Here is a 17,988-nt window from a genome sequence, read left to right on the forward strand (position 1 = left end):
CGACCGGCCGGGTCCGTTGGAGCCGGGGGCGCATCGGGGCTGCCTCCGGTGGAGGCCCACCGCATGCGCGTGTTCGGAAATGTCGGTGGCACCACCTTTGGGCCTTTGCCCTGCCACCGATTGGCCGCCAGTTTTCGCGGGTGACTCGGGTGGGAGGGACGATGATCCGGCGGCTTGCGGCGATTCTCATCATTATTCTGTTCGCGGTCTCGGGGGCGCTCCCGGCGCGGGCGGCGGAGGGGCCGTTCTACGTCGCTCCCACAGGCAACGACGGCTGGACCGGGCGTGCCGCGGCGCCGACGCCGGACGGCAAGGACGGCCCCTTCGCCACGCTGAAACGCGCGGTCGAGGCGGCACGCGCCGCCAAGGTGAAGACCATCCTGGTGCGCGGCGGCCACTACCGCCTGGAGCAGACGCTGGTCCTCGCCGCCGAGGACGAAGGGCTGCGCATCGCGGCTTCCCCCGGCGAGCAGCCGGTGCTGTCCGGCGGCGAGCGGGTCGAGGGCTTCAAGCCCGACGCGGGCGGGGTCTTCGCCGCACCGCTCGGCAAGGAGCCGGGGCTGGACGTCACCATGGCCGGCCGCCGCCTCCAGGCGGCGCGCAGCGGCAACTACACGCCGGACGAGCCGATCCGCTCGGGCTGGTTCGTCGCCACGGCGGTGAAGGGCGGCGGCGACAAGCGGCGCTTCCGCTACACCCCCGGCACGGTGGATGCGAAATGGGCGCAGCCCGGCGTGCGCGTGCAGGCGCTGGACCGCGACCGCATGGCCGACGACATCGCCGGCATCGAGCGGATCGACCCCGCCCGCAACACGCTGACGCTGGACGCCGACGCGTGGTACCCGCTGCGCGACGGCGCCACCTTCCGCCTGCTCGGCCACCCGGATTTCCTCAAGCACCCCGGCCAGTTCGCCTGGCGCGCCAAGGACAAGCATCTGCTGGTGCTGCCCCCCGACGCCGAGGCGTTCGCCAAGGACCCGGCGGTGCTGGTGGCGCGGCTGGCGCCGCTGGTGCGGCTGGCCGGCACCTTCGCGGTGACGCTGGAGGGGCTGGCGTTCGAGGACGCGCCCTACACCGGCCCGGCGGTGCGTATCGACGGCGGCGGCCGGCACCGCATCCTCAATGGCCGCTTTTCCAACGTCGGCACGGCGCTGGAGCTGTCCGGCACGTCGGACAACGAGGTGCGCGGCAACCTCATGGAACACCTCGGCCGCACGGGCGTCGACGTGAAGCCGGGCAGCACCGGCAACCGCATCGTCGCCAACACCATCCACGATGTGGGCGAGGTGGCGTTCTTCAGCGCCGGGGTGTTCCTGGCCGGGGCCAGCAACACCATCATCGGCCACAACGACATCCGCCGCGCGGCGCGCTACGGCATCTCGCTGAAGAACTGGAACCCGGAGACGGTCAACACCGACAACACCATCGAGTACAACCGCATCCGCGACACCGCCCGCGAGACCGCCGACGCCGGCGCCATCGAGACTCTGGGCCGCAGCGACGCCGACACCCGCACGATCATCCGCTACAACGAGGTGCGCGAGACCGGCGGCCTCGCCACCGACGCGGCCGGGCGCTGGCTGGAGCGCTACAAGGGCTTCGGCATCTATCTGGACGACCTGACCAACGGCGTGCTGGTGGAGGGCAACTTCCTGATGGACACAGGCTGGGCGGCGGTCTTCATCCACGGCGGCGACAACAACCGGGTGGAGAACAACATCGTCGTGCTGACCCGCCCGAACGACAAGTTCCTGCGCCTGGAGTGGGTGCCCAAGGCCGGCATCGCCGGCTTCCTGCGCGACAACACCATCACGCAGAACATCATCCACCTGCGCGCCCCGGTGAAGGACATCATCGAGACCCACACCGGCGGCCAGCCGGTGCTGAGCGCCAACGTCATCGATCGCCCCGGCAGCGGCAGCGCGCTGCGCGCCCCCGTCGCCTCGCGCACCCAGCAGGGGCCGCGGCTGGCCAACCCGTACTTCGTCGATCCGGGCGCCGACGATTTCCGCTTGCGCCCGGACAGCCAGGCGCGCGAACTGGGCATCGAGGATTTGCCCTGGTCGCGCATCGGCCCAGGCGGCTATCCGGGGCGGTAGGCGCGGAGAGAGCGGCGGAAAAGGGGCTTCGCCGTCAATCTTGACGGGACCCTCTGGCGGCTAAGATGATGTCCGCCACACGCTCCCTTTTCAGGGTTGGAGACACCGGAGTGACCGTATTCTTCCTCGATCCCGGCATCCGGACCTTCAGCGGCCACCATACCAACACGGTCTGCGCCCTGAGCAAGGCGTTGCGCGGGCGCGGTCAGGCCGTGCGGGTGCTTGGGCATCGCCAGCTCACCCCCGACGTCACCGCGGCGATGGGTGCGGAGCCGCTGTTCTCGCTCGGCACCTACGAGGTGACGAGCACCGACCCCTTGTGCTGGCCGCTGGAAACGATGCTGGATGGCGCCACCCTGATCGCGGCGGAACTCTGCCGGCTGGCCCCTGCGCCCGGTGACATCCTGGTCTGGCCGACCACCCGGCCGTCGCACATCCTTGCCATGGCCGACGCCTTGCGATCCTGGCCGTCGCCTCTGCTCACCGTCTTCACGGCCGGGCTGCCGTGCGTGCAGCCGGAGAACGTGTTCTGGCGCTTCGCCTGCCGCCGCCTGCCGCCGGATGCGCGCGTCGCCTTCGCCGCCACGGCGGACATGATGGCCGCCGACTACGCCCAGGTGGTGGGCCGCCCGTTCCTGACCGCGCCCAACACCCACGAGGGCCGCATCCGCCGTCGCGGCGGTGCCGATCCGGTGGTGGTGGGCGTGCTCGGCCACCAGCGGCCGTCGAAGGGAATCCACCGGCTGCCGGAGGTGGTCCGCCGAACGCGGGCCAATGTCCGCTGGCTCGTCCACGACAGCGGCTCCGAGTCCGCGGCGATCCTCAAGGAACTGGAAGCGCTGCCCAACGTGTGTGTGCTGCGGACGCAGACGCCGGACTGGCAGGATCTCCTGGAAAAATGCGACGCCCTGCTCCTTCCCTATGACCGGAGGGAGTACGACCGGATGCACAGCGGGCTGGTGGCCGAGGCGGTCGCGTCCGGCATGCCGGTCGTCATTCCCGACACTCCGGCCCTTCTGGAACAGTCCAAGGGCGGAGGCCGCGTCGCCTACGAAGGCGATGAGCCGGAGGCGGTGGCCGCCGCCATCGAGACTCTGGTCCAGCATTTCACGCCTCTGGCGACCGCCGCGTACTTCGAGGCCGTCTGCTACGCCGCGTGCAACGGTCCCGAGCGCTGGGCCGACTGGCTTCTGCGCCTGGCCGCAGAGACCGGGCTCGGGGAAGCCGTGGCATGACGATTCAGCAGCCGATGTCCACCAACGCCGATCAGGCTCCCGCCGAGGTCGCCGTCGTCATCCCGACCATCCTGCGCCCGTCGCTTCTGCGGGCGGTGCGCTCCGTGTTCTGCCAGAACTTTTCCGGGCGCATCCACCTGCTGATCGGCATCGACGTGCCGCTCGGCGATCCGGCGATCATCGACACTCTGCGGGACGAGTGCCCGCCGCACATCATGTTGACGATCCTGGATCTGGGGTACTCCACCTCCCGGCGGCATGGCGGCCTTTATTCGAACTTCTACGGCGGCGCGCTTCGCACCATTCTGAGCCACGCGGCCAACGCGCCCCTCGTCGCCTATCTCGACGACAATGATTGGTTTGCCGGCGACCATCTGGCGACGCTGTGTCAGGCCATCGCCGGAAAGCAATGGGCCTTTTCGTACCGCTGGATCGTCGACCCGGCCACGCTCTGGCCGATTTGCCGGGACGAGTGGGACTCGGTCGGTCCGGGGCAGGGGATCAACGCCGCGAACTTCGGCGGCTTTGTCCAACCCAGCACTCTGATGATCGACAAGACGGTGTGCCACAGGATGCTGCACCTGTGGTCCATGGCGGCCTTCCCGGACGGTTCGGGTGAAGACCGGCTTGTCTTCGACGAGTTGAGCGAGAACTACGCCGGGGCTGCCTCCGGGCGCTTCACGACGTACTGCACCGCGTCCGCCGAAGCCGTGCTTCACGACCATCACACGCGTGAGTTCGAACGGCGGAACATCGGGTGGGTGACGGACCGGACGCTCGTTCCCGAACTGGAGGCCCATGCCGCCGAAGCCCTCGCCGCCCATCGGGACGGGCGCTGGGACGAGGCGCGGCGCGCCTGCGAGGCCGTCTTGCGCATCAATCCGTACCATGCGCCTACCCTGCACCTGCTTGCCGAGAGCGAATGGCGGCTCGGCGCCGTGCCCGAGGCTCTTGCGTCCCTGGATCGGGCCATCGAGGTGGACGACCTCGAGCCCCGGTACTTCGACACGCAGGCCAGCATCCTCCTGGCTTCGGGCAAGGCCCTCCAGGCCATGCAGGTCATGGCGGCCGCGCGTCGGCGCTTTCCCCCGTCGATGCTGCCCGACGGGTCCTGAGCGTCCGGCCTACAGCGGGCGCGGCGTCACCGGCGCCCCTTCCTCCGCCGGCTCGGGTTTGGGGAGCGGGCCGATCAGCATCGCCACGACGCGCTCCAGCCCCTCGCGGCTCTGCTCGTGGGCGGCGCGGGCGCGGGCGAGTGCGGCTTCGGCGGCGCGGTGCAGCGCCGCGCGGTCGGCGGCCCAGGCGCGCAGCGTCGGCAGCGTCGCCTGCACGAAGTCCTCGCCCACCGGCACGGCGCGTCCGGCCGCGCCCAGGTCCCCGGCGATGCAGCCGCGGGCGAAGGACAGCGCCGGCACGCCGGCCGCCAGCGCCTCGAAGACGACCAGCGGCTGCGCCTCGTTGCGGTAGCGGGTCGGGAAGGCGAAGACGTCGATGGCGCGGTAGAACGCCTCCTTGTCCGCCCCGTCGATGGGGCCGAGATACTCCACCGCGTCGCCGAACTCGTACAGGCCGGCGGCGATCATGGCCTCGTCCATGCGGCCCAGTCCCGGCCCGGCCAACACCAGTTTGGCGGCGACGCCCTCGTCCAGCAGGGCGCGCAGCAGCGAGAACAGCGTGTCCAGCCCCTTGTCCGCGCACAGGTTGGACAGATGCCCGAGGCGCAGCGCGCCATGGCTGCGGCGCAACGGGGCGGGCTCCGCGGCCGGTGTGCTGAAAATGGCGTTGGGCAGGACGACCCCCCGCCTTGCGCAGGGGTACAGCCGCTGGAAGCGCGTCAGCATGGCCGGGCACAGCAGGATGTGCCGGCACTCCGGCCCGGCGATGCGGGTCAGCAGCCTCATGCGCGCGGTGCGCCGCGTCAGGTAGGCGAAGGAGTGATGGTGCACGAACGTCGAATAACCCAGCAGCCGCGCCACGCCGAGCAGGAAGATCGTGTACCAGCAGCCCAGCCCGGCGTCGGCCGGCATGTACAGCCGCTTGTCATCCCGCATGGCGCCGGCCCACAGCAGCAGCGCCGCCCACAGCACGAGGCTGGCCTTCACCGCATGGTACAGCGGCCCGCGGCCGTTGTGGCCGGGCGACAGGTTGGCGACATGCACCGGCCCGTGCTGGCGCAGCCGTTCAAGCACCAGCGTGGTGACGCGGGCCATGCCGTCGATGGGCGGCGGCAGACGGCCGGCAACCACAATCCAGGGCTTGGCGATCCAAGGCGTTGCGGACGGCTGCATGCGGTTCACCCCTCGCTCTGCCGCGCCGCGATCCGGTCGGCCGGCAGGGACGACGCCTGCGGCAGGGCGTCCAGGCTGCGCAGCGCCTTCTCGACGGCGTCGGCGAAATGGTCGGCATCGGCAATCGGCTGGAATGCCCGCGTGGCGAGGCTGAGGCGCCGCCATTCCGCTTCGTCGCGGCTGAGAATCAGCATGGCGCGGGCGAAGCCCTCCGGGTTGTCGGGCTCGACGACATGGCCGTTGACGCCCTGACGCACTAGGATGTCGCGGGCGCCGCACACGTCGGACAGCACCACCGGCAGGCCCATGGCCAGCGCCTCGTTGACCACCAGCCCGAACTGCTCCTCGGTGGAGGGCAGCAGCAACGCCAGCGTGGTGCCCAACGCCTCGGCGATGCCCCTTTCCTGAAGGAAGCCGCGGAAGATCACCCGGTCGCGCAATCCGCGCCGCTCGACCTCGGCGCGCAGCTCCAATTCCAGCGGGCCGGAGCCGCAGAGGTGCAGCGGGCGCGCCTCGTTCCCTGCGAGCGTGCGGTACAGGTCGTAGGCTTCGATGGCGCGGAACAGGTTCTTCTTGGGCACGAAGCGGGCGATGATGGTGAAGTGGCGCTCGGCCCACGGCGTGCCGTCCGGTGCCGGCGGCGTGCCCGCCAAGCCCCGGATGCGGTCCAGCGACAGCGTGTCGTAGCCGAGGAAGATCCGCTCCGCCGGGATGCCCAGCAGGCGCAGATAGTCGCGGGTGCGGTGGCTGCCGGCGAGCCCGGCCTGATAGGGCGCGTAGAACAGCGCCTTGCCCAGCTCGCGGGCGAGGAAGCGCGGCTTGTCGTCGAACTTGGACGCCTGCATGGCGACCAGCCGCCGGCCCGCCGCGCGCAGCGTCACCGCCAGCGCGAAGATGTCCGGGTCCTCGTAGTTGCACAAAAAGGCCGTATGCGGACGGATCGTCGCGCAGGCGCGCAGCAAGGCGGCGTAGACGCGCGGCCACGCGATCTGGTCCTTGGAGCGGCCGGGGAACAGCGTGAGCTTGCGGAAGTGCCGCCCCTGCCCGGTGGGTTCCCAGGCGTAGGTGTGGCTCCTGGAACCGATCTCCAGCCCGACCACGTCGAACCGGTCGCCCAGGCGCCGGCCCACCGCCTCCAGCCGGTCCATGTGGTAGGGGCCGAACATCTCCCAGGAGAAGACCAGGGCGGGCTTCTTTGCATCGGCCATCATTCTTCCTCCCCGCGCAGCAGCCGCGCGTAGCGGGCCAGCACCACCGGGCGGGACGCGTTGTCCTCGGCCCAGGCGCGGCCGCGGCGGCCCATGACGGCGCACACCGCTGGGTTGTCGAGCAGCAGCGTCACGGCGTCCGCCATCGCCTCGGCGTCGCCGGGCGGCACGCAGCGGAAGGCGCCGACCTCGGCGCCCAGGCGTTCCAGCGCCGAACCCGTCTCGCAGGTGCAGACGAACGGCCGGCCGGCGGCCATGATGGTCACCGCCTTGCCGGGCATGGCGAAGGCCGCGCCCTCCGCGCGTTGCGGCACCAGATGCACGTCGCCCTCGGCGAGGCCCTCGTTCAGCCGGTGCTTGGGCGCCAGGGGCTCGAAGACCACGTTGGGCAGGTCCATGCGCTCCGCGCGCTCGCGCAGCTCCGCCTCGATGCCACCCTGGCCGCGCAGCACCACCTGAGCCGCGGGAACGCGGCTGCGCAGGATCGCCGCCATCTCCAGCACCACCTCCAGCCCCTGTTTGCGGGCGAAGGCGCCGCTGTAGAGCACGGTCGGCGGGCGGTCGGGCCGGCGGGGCAGGGGGTGGATCAGGTCGGTGTCCACGTGCGGCGGGATCACCGCGATGGGCACGGTGACGCCCAGGCCGCGCAGCACCTCGCGCATCGGCTCGGACAGCACGACCACCGCGTCGGCCCGGTTCAGCGCCAGCCGTTCCACCGCGCGCAACGCCTTCACCGCCAGCCCGCCGCCGAGGCCGAGGGCGCCGGCCAAGCCGGACTGGATGTCGTGCACGATGGCGACGTGCCGCCCACCGGGCGCCCGGAAGCGGTCGGCGACCGCGACGCTGAAGATCGACGGGCACAGCGACAGAACGGCGGTATACGGACGCACCCGCCCGCTGCCGCGCGCCGCCATGAAGCCGGTGTGCAGCACGCCCTCGTGCAGGAAACGGGCGCGCATGCCGCCGCCGCTGGGCGGGATGGTCAGGAAGCGCTCGACGCGCACGCCGTCCGCCACCTCGCTGTCGCGCTGGCCGTCCGTGTAGTCGGGATAGACCCGCTGGCCGGGGTAGTTGGGGCGCGCGGTCAGCACCGTGGTCGCCGCCCCGGCCGCGGCGAACGCCGTCGCCAAGTCGGTCATCATCGGCGCGCTGCCGGCCGGCTCCGGCCAATAGCTCATGGCGACCAGCAGCACCGCCGGGGGAACTTCCGCCGCCTCGACGGTCGGGTGTCTGTGGATCAGGGCATCGTCCGGCATCGCCTCACTCCGCCGCAGCCGCGGCGGACCGGGCGGCGCCGTTTTCGAGGAACCACGCGTAGGTGCGCCGCACCCCCTCGGCAAGGCCCGTCTTCGCCCGCCATCCGGTGGCGGCCAGCCGCGTCACGTCCACCACTTTGCGCGGGTGGCCGTCGGGCTTGGAGAGATCCTGCTCGATCACCCCGCGATAGCCGACGGTGTCGCGCACCAGTTCGGCCAGATCGCGGATGGCGATGTCCTCGCCGGTGCCGACGTTGATGATGTCGGGCGCGTCGTAGGTGCGCATGAGGTGGACGCAGGCCTCGGCCATGTCGTCCACGTACAGGAACTCGCGCCGCGGCGTGCCGGTGCCCCACAGCGTGACGCTGGGCGCGCCGGCCACCTTGGCGTCGTGGAAGCGGCGGATCAGGCCGGGCAGTACGTGCGAGGATTCCGGCTCGAAATGGTCGCCGGGGCCGTAGAGGTTGGCGGGCTGCGCACAGATCGCGTTGAAGCCGAACTGCCGGCGGAAGGCCTGACACATGGTGATGCCGGCGATCTTGGCGACGGCGTAGGGCTTGTTGGTCGGCTCCAGCGCGCCGGTCAGCAGGGAGTCCTCGCGCATGGGCTGCTCGGCCAGGCGCGGGTAGATGCAGGACGAGCCGAGGAACAGCAGCTTGGCGACCCCCGCCCGCCACGCCGCGTCGATGACGTTGGTCTGAATCAGCAGATTGTCGCGGATGAAGTCGCCGCCCTGGCGCTCGTTGGCGAGGATGCCGCCCACCTTGGCGGCGGCAAGGAAGACGACCTCGATCCCCTCGCGGTCGAAGAAGGCGCGCACCGACGCCTGGTCGGCCAGATCGAGCTGGTCGCGCGTGCGGAACACGAGGTTGGTGTGCCCCTCCGCCGCAAGGCGCCGGAGGATCGCCGATCCCACCAGCCCGCGGTGCCCGGCAACGAAGATGCGGCTGTCCTGGTGCATGGTCATCGCTCCTATTCCGCGGCGCGCTGCGACGCGTCGCCGGCGATGTGGGCGGCGTACCAGTCCACCACCCCCGGCAAGCCGTCCGCCAACGGGATGCGCGGCTGCCAGCCCAGCCGCATCAGCCGCCCGATGTCCGGGCAGCGCCGGCCGGTGCCGCCGGGGGCGGGCGGGCCGGCGACGATCTCCGCCTCGCGGCCGAAGCAGGCCACCACCCGCCGGGCGAGGTCGGCGACGCTGACTTCCTCAGGCGTGCCGATGTGATAGATGCCCAGGTGCTCGCCCTTGCCGACCACGGTGACGATGGCCTCGACCGCGTCGTCGATGTGCACGAAGGCGCGTGTCTGGCGGCCGTCGCCCTGGATCGGGAAGCTCACCGGCCCGTGCGGCGCGCTTGACGCCAGCACCGCCACGGCGCGGCGAACGAATTCTGGCACCACGTGCTCCCAGCCCATGTCGGGGCCGTAGACGTTGTGCGGCCGGAAGATCGCCACCCGGTCGAAGCCGGTGCGGCCCCAGTTCACCGCCAGCAGCTCGGAAATCAGCTTGGAGCCGCCGTAGGAGTAGCGGGGGTTCAGCACGTCCGGCACCACCAGCGGCACGTCCTCCGGCGTCGGCACAATGGGCGGCGTCTGGTACGCCTCGGACGACGAGGCGAGGACGAGGTTGCCCACTCCCTCGGCCCGGCAGGCGTCCAGCACGTTCAGCATGCCGCGTACGCCGACGTCCAGCACCACCTCCGGCTTCTCGTAGAAGTGCCGGGTGCCGTTGACGGCGGCCAAATGCAGCACGCTGTCCACGCCGCGCACCGCCGTGCGCACGGTGTCGGCGTCGCGGATGTCGCCGCCGATGAACTCCACATGATCGATGACGCCGGCCAGCCGGCTGAGGTGGCCGCGCGAGTTGTCGTCGAGCACGCGCACGCGGTGCCCGTCGCCCAGCAGGCGGCGGACCAGCGCGGCGCCGATGAAGCCGCTGCCGCCGGTGACGAAGAAATGCGCCATGGTTCTTCTCACCCCGCGTGCGCGAAGCGCGCCGCCCCGTGGCTGCCCAGCGCGATGTACGCGGTGCCTTCGGGAAGGTCGACTTCGCGGCTGTTGAAGTTGTTCCAGAAGTCGTAGATGAATCCCGGACGGTCCATGCGGCTCGCCAGATCGGGCAGCGGCATGGAGGTGAAGACCGGGTGGTTGTTGAGGATCACCGCCATGTTGGCGCCGCGCACGGCGCCCTCCATGCTCTCCGCCGGCTCCAGGCCGAAGGCGCGGATCTCCTCGGGCGCCACCACCGCGTCGAAGCCGCGCCAGTGCGCGGTGGGGAAGCGGGCGCGCAGCTCGTCGAACACCGGCTTCGCCATGGTGCCGCGCAGATCGTCGGTCGCCGGCCGGCCCTTGAAGGCGAGGCCCATCAGGCTGATCGTCGGTTCGGTCGGGAAGCCCTGCATGGACCGCGCGAGGTCTTGCAGGAAGCCCGCCACCTCGACCGGCTGGCACTCGTTGACATGGCGGCCGGCGGCGGTGATGCCCATCTCGACCCCGGCCTCGCGCGCGCCCTCGATGAGGATGTGCGGGTCCTTCTCCAGGCACGGGCCGCCGACCGGGCCGGGCAGCGGCAGGTTGGTGCGCGGGTAGCCCAGCTTGCCGGCCCGCACCACCTCCACCGCGCTGATCTCCAGTGCGTTGCACAGCCGTGCGATTTCATTGGAGAAGGCGAAGGTGACGTCGCGGTAGGTGTTGTCCACCAGCTTGATCAGCTCCGCCGTCTCCAGCGTCGAGACCTTCACGGTGGTCGGCGTCAGGTAGCCGAAGATCTGCGAGGCCCGCGCCGCCACCTCCATGCTCTCCGCCCCGACGATCTGCGGCAGCTGGTTCAGCTCGATCAGCGCCTGGCCCTCCAGCGTGCGCTCGGGGCAGTAGGCGATGTCGAAGCGCTTGCCCGACGCGTCGAGGATCGGCTTCACCACCGTGCGCGTGGTGCCCAGCTTCACGGTCGAGCGCAGGATGACCATGTCGCCGTCGCGCAAGCATTCCGTCACCTGCCGGGTCGCCGCCTCGATCATGTCGGTGCGCACGCGCCCCGCCTTGTCGAGGGGCGTGCCCACGGTGACGATGTAGACGCTGTGCCGGCGGTCGCAGTCCGGCGTGCGGCCGAAGCTCAGCCGGCCGCGCTGGAGCACGTGGCGCAGGCGCTCGGCCAATCCGGGCTCGTGGAAATGCGGCTTGGCCTTCGCGAGCTTGGCCAGGATGTCCTCGCGGATCTCCACGCCGTGCACCTGGAACCCCGCGTCGGCCATCGCCACCGCCAGCGTCATGCCGACGTAGCCCAAGCCCAGCACGCAGACGTTTCGGTCGGAAAAGGAGTTGGGAAGCATTCGTCCGTGGTCCTGCCTAAATTGCCGCCACATCTGAAAGGCGTCGCCCGAGCGTCGCCCCAAACAGGCCCGTTTTCCAACGCGTCGTGTTCGGGATTGTTCCCGTGATTCTAATGGTGCCCAAATAATGCGAAAGAGAAGAGAAGGATCAATGATGGTGCAGTTAACTTGTGCGCGAGCGGATACCAAGTGAAATTCTGAAGAGCTACTTGTGGATGAGACGGGGTGGCGCGGAGATCATCCGTCCGCGCGGCTTGCTCATCCCGTCAGGGTCATCCTTACGCGGCGGCGCCGACGAGGCGACGCAGGCGCGACAGCGTCACCAGACCGCTGAACGGCACCGTCAGCGCATAGACCAGCGCCATGCACAGCCCGCCCAGCACCAGCACCGCCATGGGGTGGCGCGGTATGGCCAGCGGAGCCAGGCGCTCCAGCAGCACCCAGGCGGCGACGGCGACCAGCGCGCAGGCCGCCGCCCGCGCGGCGATGCCCAGATAGAGCTGCCCCACCGCGCGGCGGTGCAGCCACGCCATCCCGGCGGTGCACACCAGCTCCGACGCCAGGGTGGCAGCGGCCGAGCCTTCCATCCCCCAGCGCGGGATGGCGTAGAGGTTGAGCGCCGCGTTGACCGCGCCGCCGGTCAGGATGGCGGTCATGTAGCCGGTCTGCCGGTGCCAGACCAGCAGCGGGTTGCCCAACACCATGTTCAGGTAGATGACGCCCAGCGACGCCATCAGCAGGCGCAGCGTGGTGACCGCCGGCGCGTAGGGCTCGCCGAAGAACATCATCAGGATCTCCGGCGCCAGCGTTAGCCCGGCCGCCGAAGCGAGCGCCCCCACCAGCAGCATGGTGGTGGCGTAGTCGTGCATGCGCGCCCGCATCCGCTCGGGATCGCCGTAGGCGGCGGCCAACTGCGGCAGGAAGCCGTTCATGACGATGTGGCCGCCGGTGGATGCCAGCACCAGCACCTTGAAGGACGCCGTGTACCAGCCGACCTGAGTCTGATCGACCATGAAGCCCAGCATCACCGTGTCGAGGTGCGCGAAGATCGCCCAGGCGAAGACGCTGACCGCCATCGGGGCGGCGGCGGTCAGCATGACGCGCCACGCCGCCGGATCGACGCGCGGGCGTGGCGGCCGCACCTCGCGGGCGTAGCGCACCACCACCAGCGCCGCGTTGAACAGGACGGAGGCGGCGGTGATGCCGGCGGCGATCACCACGTCGTCGGCGCTGCGCACCAGCGCCAGCACGGCCAGCATGGAGGCCAGCGCGTTGCCCACCTCGCGGGTGGCGATGACGCCCATCCGCTCGGTGCCCTGGTAATAGAAGTCGATGATCAGCGCCTGACCGAGCAGTTGGATGACCTGCACCCACAGCACCGCCTTGACCAGCGGCGGCTTGTCGAGCGCCAGCACGAGGAGCGCGTACAGGCCGCCGACCAGCACCGCCAGCAACACGCGCATGGTCAGCACGTGGTCGACGATGAGCGGTGCGCGGTCCCGGTCACGGGCGATCTCGCGCACCGCGTAGGTGGACAGGCCAAGGTTCACGAACAGCGCGGCATAGGCAATGAACGCGGTGCCGAAGCCGATGATGCCGTAGTGCTCGGGGCCCAACGTGCGTGCGGTCCAGGCGGTGGCGACCAGCCCGAAGGCCATCGTCAAGACCTTGGCGAGCGCAAGCGCCCGGATGTTGTGGAAGATCAGCCGGCCGGCGGTCATGGGGCTCCCGTGCGTGGTGGAGACGCTGATTCCCTCCCCCGCCTCCGGCTCTCGCGCAAGCTTTGCTTGCGCTGACGCGACAGGCGGATCCTCTGGATCCGCTGAGAGCGGGGGAGGGTTAGGGTGGGGGCAACGGGCTGTCCGGCAGGCCGGGGACTCACGGACCCTTGGTAATCCCTCGCCCTCACCCTCCCCATGCTGCGCATGGGTCCCCTCCCTCTCCCGGCTCGGCCGGGAGAGGGCTTTTTTTCAATTCACGTAGTACCGCCGGTACCCGTGATACCGGCCGCTGTCGGGGAACTCGTATTGGGCGTGGCGGCGGGCATCGACCTGGGTGAACAGCACGCCGACCACGTCCGCCCCGGCCTCGACCAGTTCCTTCAGGCCGGCCATGGCGGTCTCGCGCTTGGTCTTGCCCCAGCGAACGATGAACACCGTCTGGTCGGCCAGGGCCGCCAGCAGCTTGCTCTCCGACACCGCCAGCACCGGCGGCGAGTCGAGGATGACCCGGTCGTACTCCAGCGCGAGGTGCGAGATGAGCTGGTGCATGCGCGCCGAGCCCAGCATGTCCTGCGGCAGCGCCGAGCCATGCCCGGCGGAGATCACGTGCAGCCCGGTGCGCGGGTCGGTCTGGACGACGTCCTGCACCTCGGCCTGCCCGGACAGCACCTCGTACAGGCCGCGCGTGTTGTCCAGGCTCAGCATGCGGTGCAGGCCCTTGCGCCGCATGTCGCAGTCGACGATCACCACGCGCTGCCCGGCGTTGGCGCAGATCCGCGCGAAGCCCCCGGCGATCGAGCTTTTGCCCTCGTCCGGCACGGAGGAGGTGAACAGCAGCACCCGCTGCCGCCCATCGGGGTTGGCGAGCAGCAACGTGGTGCGCAGGCTCTGCAACGCCTCGGTGAAGGACGACAGCGGCTTGTCGACGGCATAATCGGCCGGGCTGCGCCCCAGGCGGCCCCAGCGGCCGATGGTCGGCACGATGCCCAGCCCGCGCACGCCGGTCGCCCGTTCGAACTGGTGCGGGCTGCGGAAGCCGCGCTCGAAATACTCGACCAGCATGGCCAGCAGAACGCCAATGGCCCCCGATGCGATGACGGCCAGGATGGCGATGAGCTTCTTGTTGGGATGCGTCGGCAGCAGCGGGATCGCCGCCTGTGAGACGACGCGCCCGTCCGGCTGCTGGATGTCGTTCTGCGAGGTGATCTCCTGGAAGCGGGTCAGCAGCGTCTCGTACATGGTCTGCGAGGTGTCGGCGTCGCGCTCCAGGGTGCGCAGCGCCACCGAGGACTTCGTCTGCTCGTCCACCTTGCCCTGCAACTCGTCCAGGCTGGCCTTCAGCGACCGCTCGCGTCCGCGCGCCATCTCGACCTCGTTGCCGAGGCCCTGGACGATCTTGTCCACTTCCGAGCGCATCTGCATCTGAAGGTCGCGCAACTGGCTCTGCAAGGTCAGCATGGCCGGGTGCTTGGAGCCGTAGCGCTGCGTGGCGTCGGCCATCTGGCGCTGCATCTCGACCTCCTGCCGGCGCAGCGACTGGATCAGGGCGTTGCCCAGCACGTCGCCGATGGTGCCGACGCTGCGCTGGTTCTGCGCCAGGGCCTGCACCTCGCGCTGCTTGGCCTCGGCGGCCTCGCGCTGGGTGCGGGCGAGGACGTAGTTGGTGTTCAGCTCGGCCAACTGCTGGGTGTTGATGGTGCGGGCGTCGCCCGACGCGGTCAGGCCGGTTTTGGCGCGGAACGCCTCGGCGGCGTCGCCGGCCTCGCGGGCTTCCTTGCGCATCTCGGCGATGCGCTCCTCCAGCCACAGCGTGGCGCGCTTGGTGGCCTTGAACTTCTCGTCCAACTGATCGACGAGGTACATCTGGGCGATGGTGTTGGCGATGGTCGCCGCCTTGCGCGGGTCCTCGCTGTCGAAGCTGACGGACAGCACGTAGGAGCGCCCCTGCGGCCGGACGCTCAGATTGTCGATGACGGCGTTGACCACCGAGGTCCGGCGGTTCTTCGCCTTCTCCTCCTCGGTCAGCTCGATCACCGGCTGGTCGCCGTGCAGCGACGCCCACCAGGAGTCGGGAATCCAGTTGCGCGGGTTCAGGGCCAGCAGCAGCGGGCTGGGCGGCGGTTGCAGATCGGCGTTGAACTCCGGGTCGTTCACCAGCCCCAGCTTGTCCACCACCTTCTCGGCGAAGGTCGGCGATTTCAGCACCGCCACCTCGCTCTGCATCACGCTCATGTCGGCGCCGAGGCCGCCCAGCACCTCCTCGAACTTCACCACCGAAGTCTTGCGGTGCTCCAGCATCACCAGCGTCTCGGCGGTGTAGAGCGGCGTCATCTGCAAGGCGATGCCCACCGCCGCCCCGGTCCCCAGCAGCGTGGTGACGCCGATCATCAGCTTGTGACGCCACAGCATGCCGGCGGTGCGCCGCACCGCGTTGACCGCGGCGCTGGAGATGTTGAAGCTCACCTGTCCGCCGGGGCGCCGTGCGGGGTATTCCTGGATCTCCTGCGTCGCCAAAGCCGGTCCTCCTCCGTACTGCACGGGCCAAGAACGCGCCGGGGCGCGCCCCGTTTCACGCACGCCGCGGTGCATCCGGCGAACGGTGGCGCCAAGTGGGTGACCCTTCGGATACAGTGACGCCAGCGGTATGGACCCATGCGCGCCACTTGCTGATAATGTGCGCGACTTTTTCGAGGGGGAGGGCGGCATGGCGCTGACCGGCACGGACTGGATCGACGCGTTCCCGGATCTGGCGCGGCTGGAGCCCGAGGCGTTGGCGGTGCTGACGGCGGACGGCATGCGCGCCCACGTGCCGCGCGGCACCGTGCTGTTCCAGGCCGGCGCCTTGTGCCAGAGCTATCTGATGATGCTCGATGGCTCGGTGCGGGTGCAGATGGTGTCCGAATCGGGCCGCGAGATCGTGCTGTACCGGGTGGCGCGCGGCGAGACCTGTATCCTCACCACCGCCTGCCTGATGACCCGCACGGGCTACAGCGCGGAAGGGCTGGCCGAGACGGACATCGACGCGGTGGCCCTGGGCGCGCAGCCGTTCAACGCGTTGCTGGCGCGTTCGGCGGTGTTCCGCGACTTCGTCTTCGCCTCGTTCGGCAGCCGGCTGACGGGGATGATGACGCTGGTGGAGGAGGTCGCCTTCGGCCGCATCGACCTGCGCTTGGCGCGCTTCCTAGTGGACCATCGCGACGCCGCCGGCGGGCTGGACACCACCCACCAGGCGCTGGCGGTGGAACTGGGCACCGCGCGCGAGGTGGTGAGCCGGCAGCTCAAGGAGTTCGAGCGGCGCGGATTGGTCGAACTGGCGCGCGGGCGCGTGGTGGTGCGCGACGTGAAGGGGCTGGAGGGGATGGCGGTGTATAGCGCCCCTATCGCCGGAACGCCAGCACCGCGTTCAGCCCGCCGAACGCAAACGAGTTGGACAACGCCACCCGCATCGGCAACGCGCGCGCTTCGTTCGGCACCGCGTCCACCGGGCAGGCCGGGTCCGGCTCGGTGAAGTTGGCGGTCGGCGGGGCGACGCCGTGCTTCAGCGCCAGCACCGTCGCCACCGCCTCCAGCGCCCCTGCGGCGCCAAGCGCGTGGCCGAACATCGACTTGGACGACGACACCGGCAGCCGCGCCGCCCCAGGCCCGAACACCGCATGGAGCGCCTGCGCCTCCGACACGTCGTTGGCCGCCGTGGCGGTGCCGTGGGCGTTGACGTAGTCCACATCGTCGGCGTCCAGCCGCGCGTCCGCCAGCGCAAGGCGCATGGCGCGCGCCGCGCCCTCCGGGTCGGGCGCGGTGATGTCGCGGGCGTCGGCGCTCATGCCGACGCCGGCCAGTTCGGCCAGTACCTCCGCACCGCGGGCGTGGGCGTGCTCGGCGGTTTCCAGGATCAGCACGGCGGCGCCCTCGCCCAGCACCATGCCGCTGCGGTCCTTCGAGAACGGCCGGCAGGTGTCGGGGCTGACGACGCGCATGGCCTCCCATCCCTTCAGCGCGCCGAAGGTCAGGCTGGCCTCGGTGCCGCCGCTGACCACCACGTCGGCCATGCCGGCGCGCAGCAGCATCAGCGCCATGCCCAGCGCGTGCCCGGACGAGGCGCAGGCGCTCGACGCGGTGAAGGTGGGGCCGGTCAGGCCGAACTCCATGGAGACATGCGCGGCCGGCGCGCTGAACATCAGGCGCGGGATGGTCAGCGGGTGCAGGCGGGTGGCCCGCTCGCCATAGAGCCGGTGGAAGCTGTCGTCCAGCGTGCCCATGCCGCCGACCCCGATGCCGAGCACCACCGCCGTGCGCTCGGCCAACCCACCGTCGAAGGACAGTCCGGCCATGCCCACCGCCTCGCGCGCCGCCACCAGCGCCAACTGGCTGGTGCGGTCGAGCAGGCTCAACCGCTTGGCGTCGAAGTGCGCCGCCGGGTCGAAGTCGCGCACCTGCGCGGCGACTTTCACCGACAGCGGCAGATCCGGCATGCCGGTCAGCGGGCCGATGCCGCTGCGTCCGGCGAACAGCGCGTCCTGAAAGGCCGGCACGCTCACACCGATGGGCGACGCCACGCCCAGGCCGGTGACGACGACGCGCCGCATGGGCTCAGGCCGCCCGGCTCGTGCCCACCACCGTCTCGACGGCGCGGACGAGGTCGCCGACGGTGGCGAACTCCTGGCGGGCGTCGTTGGCGTTGAAGGGGATCGCGATGTCGAAGCGGTCCTCCAGCGCGAAAACGATCTCGATCACATCCAGCGACGCGATGGCGAGGTCGGCGAGGCTGGCGTCGGGGGTCAGTCGCGCGCGGTCCACCTGACCCTTCTCGGCGATGATCTGGAGGACGTCCTCAGCGATGGTCGGCATGCGTCGG

At 70.5% G+C, this 17,988-nt stretch carries 13 protein-coding genes and 1 pseudogene; 4 read left to right on the forward strand and 10 right to left on the reverse strand.

The annotated features are described in order from the left end of the window. Positions 1-161: 161 nt before the first annotated feature. The 3 genes from ACSVDD_RS10335 to ACSVDD_RS10345 all read left to right on the forward strand — a co-directional run bounded on the left by ACSVDD_RS10335 (position 162) and on the right by ACSVDD_RS10345 (position 4,449). Positions 162-2,099 carry a right-handed parallel beta-helix repeat-containing protein gene (locus tag ACSVDD_RS10335; RefSeq protein ID WP_448189261.1) on the forward strand — a complete coding sequence of 646 codons (1,938 nt, stop codon included), beginning with the start codon at positions 162-164 and terminating at the stop codon, positions 2,097-2,099. A 110-nt stretch (positions 2,100-2,209) separates the two neighbouring features. Further along, positions 2,210-3,334, forward strand: coding sequence for a glycosyltransferase (locus tag ACSVDD_RS10340; RefSeq protein WP_448189262.1), 1,125 nt, complete (start codon positions 2,210-2,212; stop codon positions 3,332-3,334). Continuing rightward, positions 3,331-4,449, forward strand: a complete 1,119-nt coding sequence (locus tag ACSVDD_RS10345; RefSeq protein ID WP_448189263.1) for a tetratricopeptide repeat protein — start codon at positions 3,331-3,333, stop codon at positions 4,447-4,449. The genes ACSVDD_RS10340 and ACSVDD_RS10345 overlap by 4 nt, the downstream gene beginning before the upstream one ends. 9 nt (positions 4,450-4,458) lie before the next feature. Here the strand turns inward: ACSVDD_RS10345 and ACSVDD_RS10350 are convergent, their stop codons facing one another. The 8 genes from ACSVDD_RS10350 to ACSVDD_RS10385 all read right to left on the reverse strand — a co-directional run bounded on the left by ACSVDD_RS10350 (position 4,459) and on the right by ACSVDD_RS10385 (position 15,650). After that, positions 4,459-5,622, reverse strand: a complete 1,164-nt coding sequence (locus ACSVDD_RS10350) for a glycosyltransferase family 4 protein (protein ID WP_448189264.1) — start codon at positions 5,620-5,622, stop codon at positions 4,459-4,461. A gap of 5 nt (positions 5,623-5,627) precedes the next feature. Continuing rightward, the gene (locus tag ACSVDD_RS10355; RefSeq protein ID WP_448189265.1) at positions 5,628-6,833 is read right to left on the reverse strand and encodes a glycosyltransferase; all 1,206 of its coding nucleotides are present in this window, start codon (positions 6,831-6,833) and stop codon (positions 5,628-5,630) included. Beyond that, positions 6,830-8,086, reverse strand: coding sequence for a glycosyltransferase family 4 protein (locus ACSVDD_RS10360; RefSeq protein WP_448189266.1), 1,257 nt, complete (start codon positions 8,084-8,086; stop codon positions 6,830-6,832). The genes ACSVDD_RS10355 and ACSVDD_RS10360 overlap by 4 nt, the downstream gene beginning before the upstream one ends. 4 nt (positions 8,087-8,090) lie before the next feature. Beyond that, a complete protein-coding gene (locus ACSVDD_RS10365; protein WP_448189267.1) occupies positions 8,091-9,047 on the reverse strand; it encodes a GDP-L-fucose synthase family protein in 957 nt (318 codons plus the stop codon). An 11-nt stretch (positions 9,048-9,058) separates the two neighbouring features. After that, positions 9,059-10,051, reverse strand: a complete 993-nt coding sequence (locus tag ACSVDD_RS10370; protein WP_448189268.1) for an NAD-dependent epimerase/dehydratase family protein — start codon at positions 10,049-10,051, stop codon at positions 9,059-9,061. Positions 10,052-10,059: 8 nt separating this feature from the next. Continuing rightward, entirely contained in the window at positions 10,060-11,415 is a 1,356-nt protein-coding gene (locus tag ACSVDD_RS10375; RefSeq protein WP_448189269.1) for a nucleotide sugar dehydrogenase, read from the reverse strand. A gap of 278 nt (positions 11,416-11,693) precedes the next feature. After that, positions 11,694-13,136, reverse strand: a complete 1,443-nt coding sequence (locus ACSVDD_RS10380; RefSeq protein ID WP_448189270.1) for a flippase — start codon at positions 13,134-13,136, stop codon at positions 11,694-11,696. Positions 13,137-13,385: 249 nt separating this feature from the next. Continuing rightward, positions 13,386-15,650 carry a GumC family protein gene (locus ACSVDD_RS10385; protein ID WP_448189271.1) on the reverse strand — a complete coding sequence of 755 codons (2,265 nt, stop codon included), beginning with the start codon at positions 15,648-15,650 and terminating at the stop codon, positions 13,386-13,388. Between the two features lie 280 nt (positions 15,651-15,930). Between ACSVDD_RS10385 and ACSVDD_RS10390 the strand changes: the two are divergent. After that, positions 15,931-16,479, forward strand: a pseudogene (locus ACSVDD_RS10390) (Crp/Fnr family transcriptional regulator); the annotation flags it as partial. Positions 16,480-16,513: 34 nt separating this feature from the next. Here the strand turns inward: ACSVDD_RS10390 and ACSVDD_RS10395 are convergent. Beyond that, positions 16,514-17,719: a beta-ketoacyl-[acyl-carrier-protein] synthase family protein gene (locus tag ACSVDD_RS10395; protein ID WP_448189272.1), complete on the reverse strand. Its 1,206-nt coding sequence runs from the start codon at positions 17,717-17,719 to the stop codon at positions 16,514-16,516. Between the two features lie 4 nt (positions 17,720-17,723). Beyond that, positions 17,724-17,981 (reverse strand): acyl carrier protein, encoded by a 258-nt coding sequence (locus ACSVDD_RS10400; RefSeq protein ID WP_448189273.1) that lies wholly within the window; start codon positions 17,979-17,981, stop codon positions 17,724-17,726. Positions 17,982-17,988 lie beyond the last annotated feature (7 nt).

The organism is Azospirillum terrae (assembly GCF_053470425.1).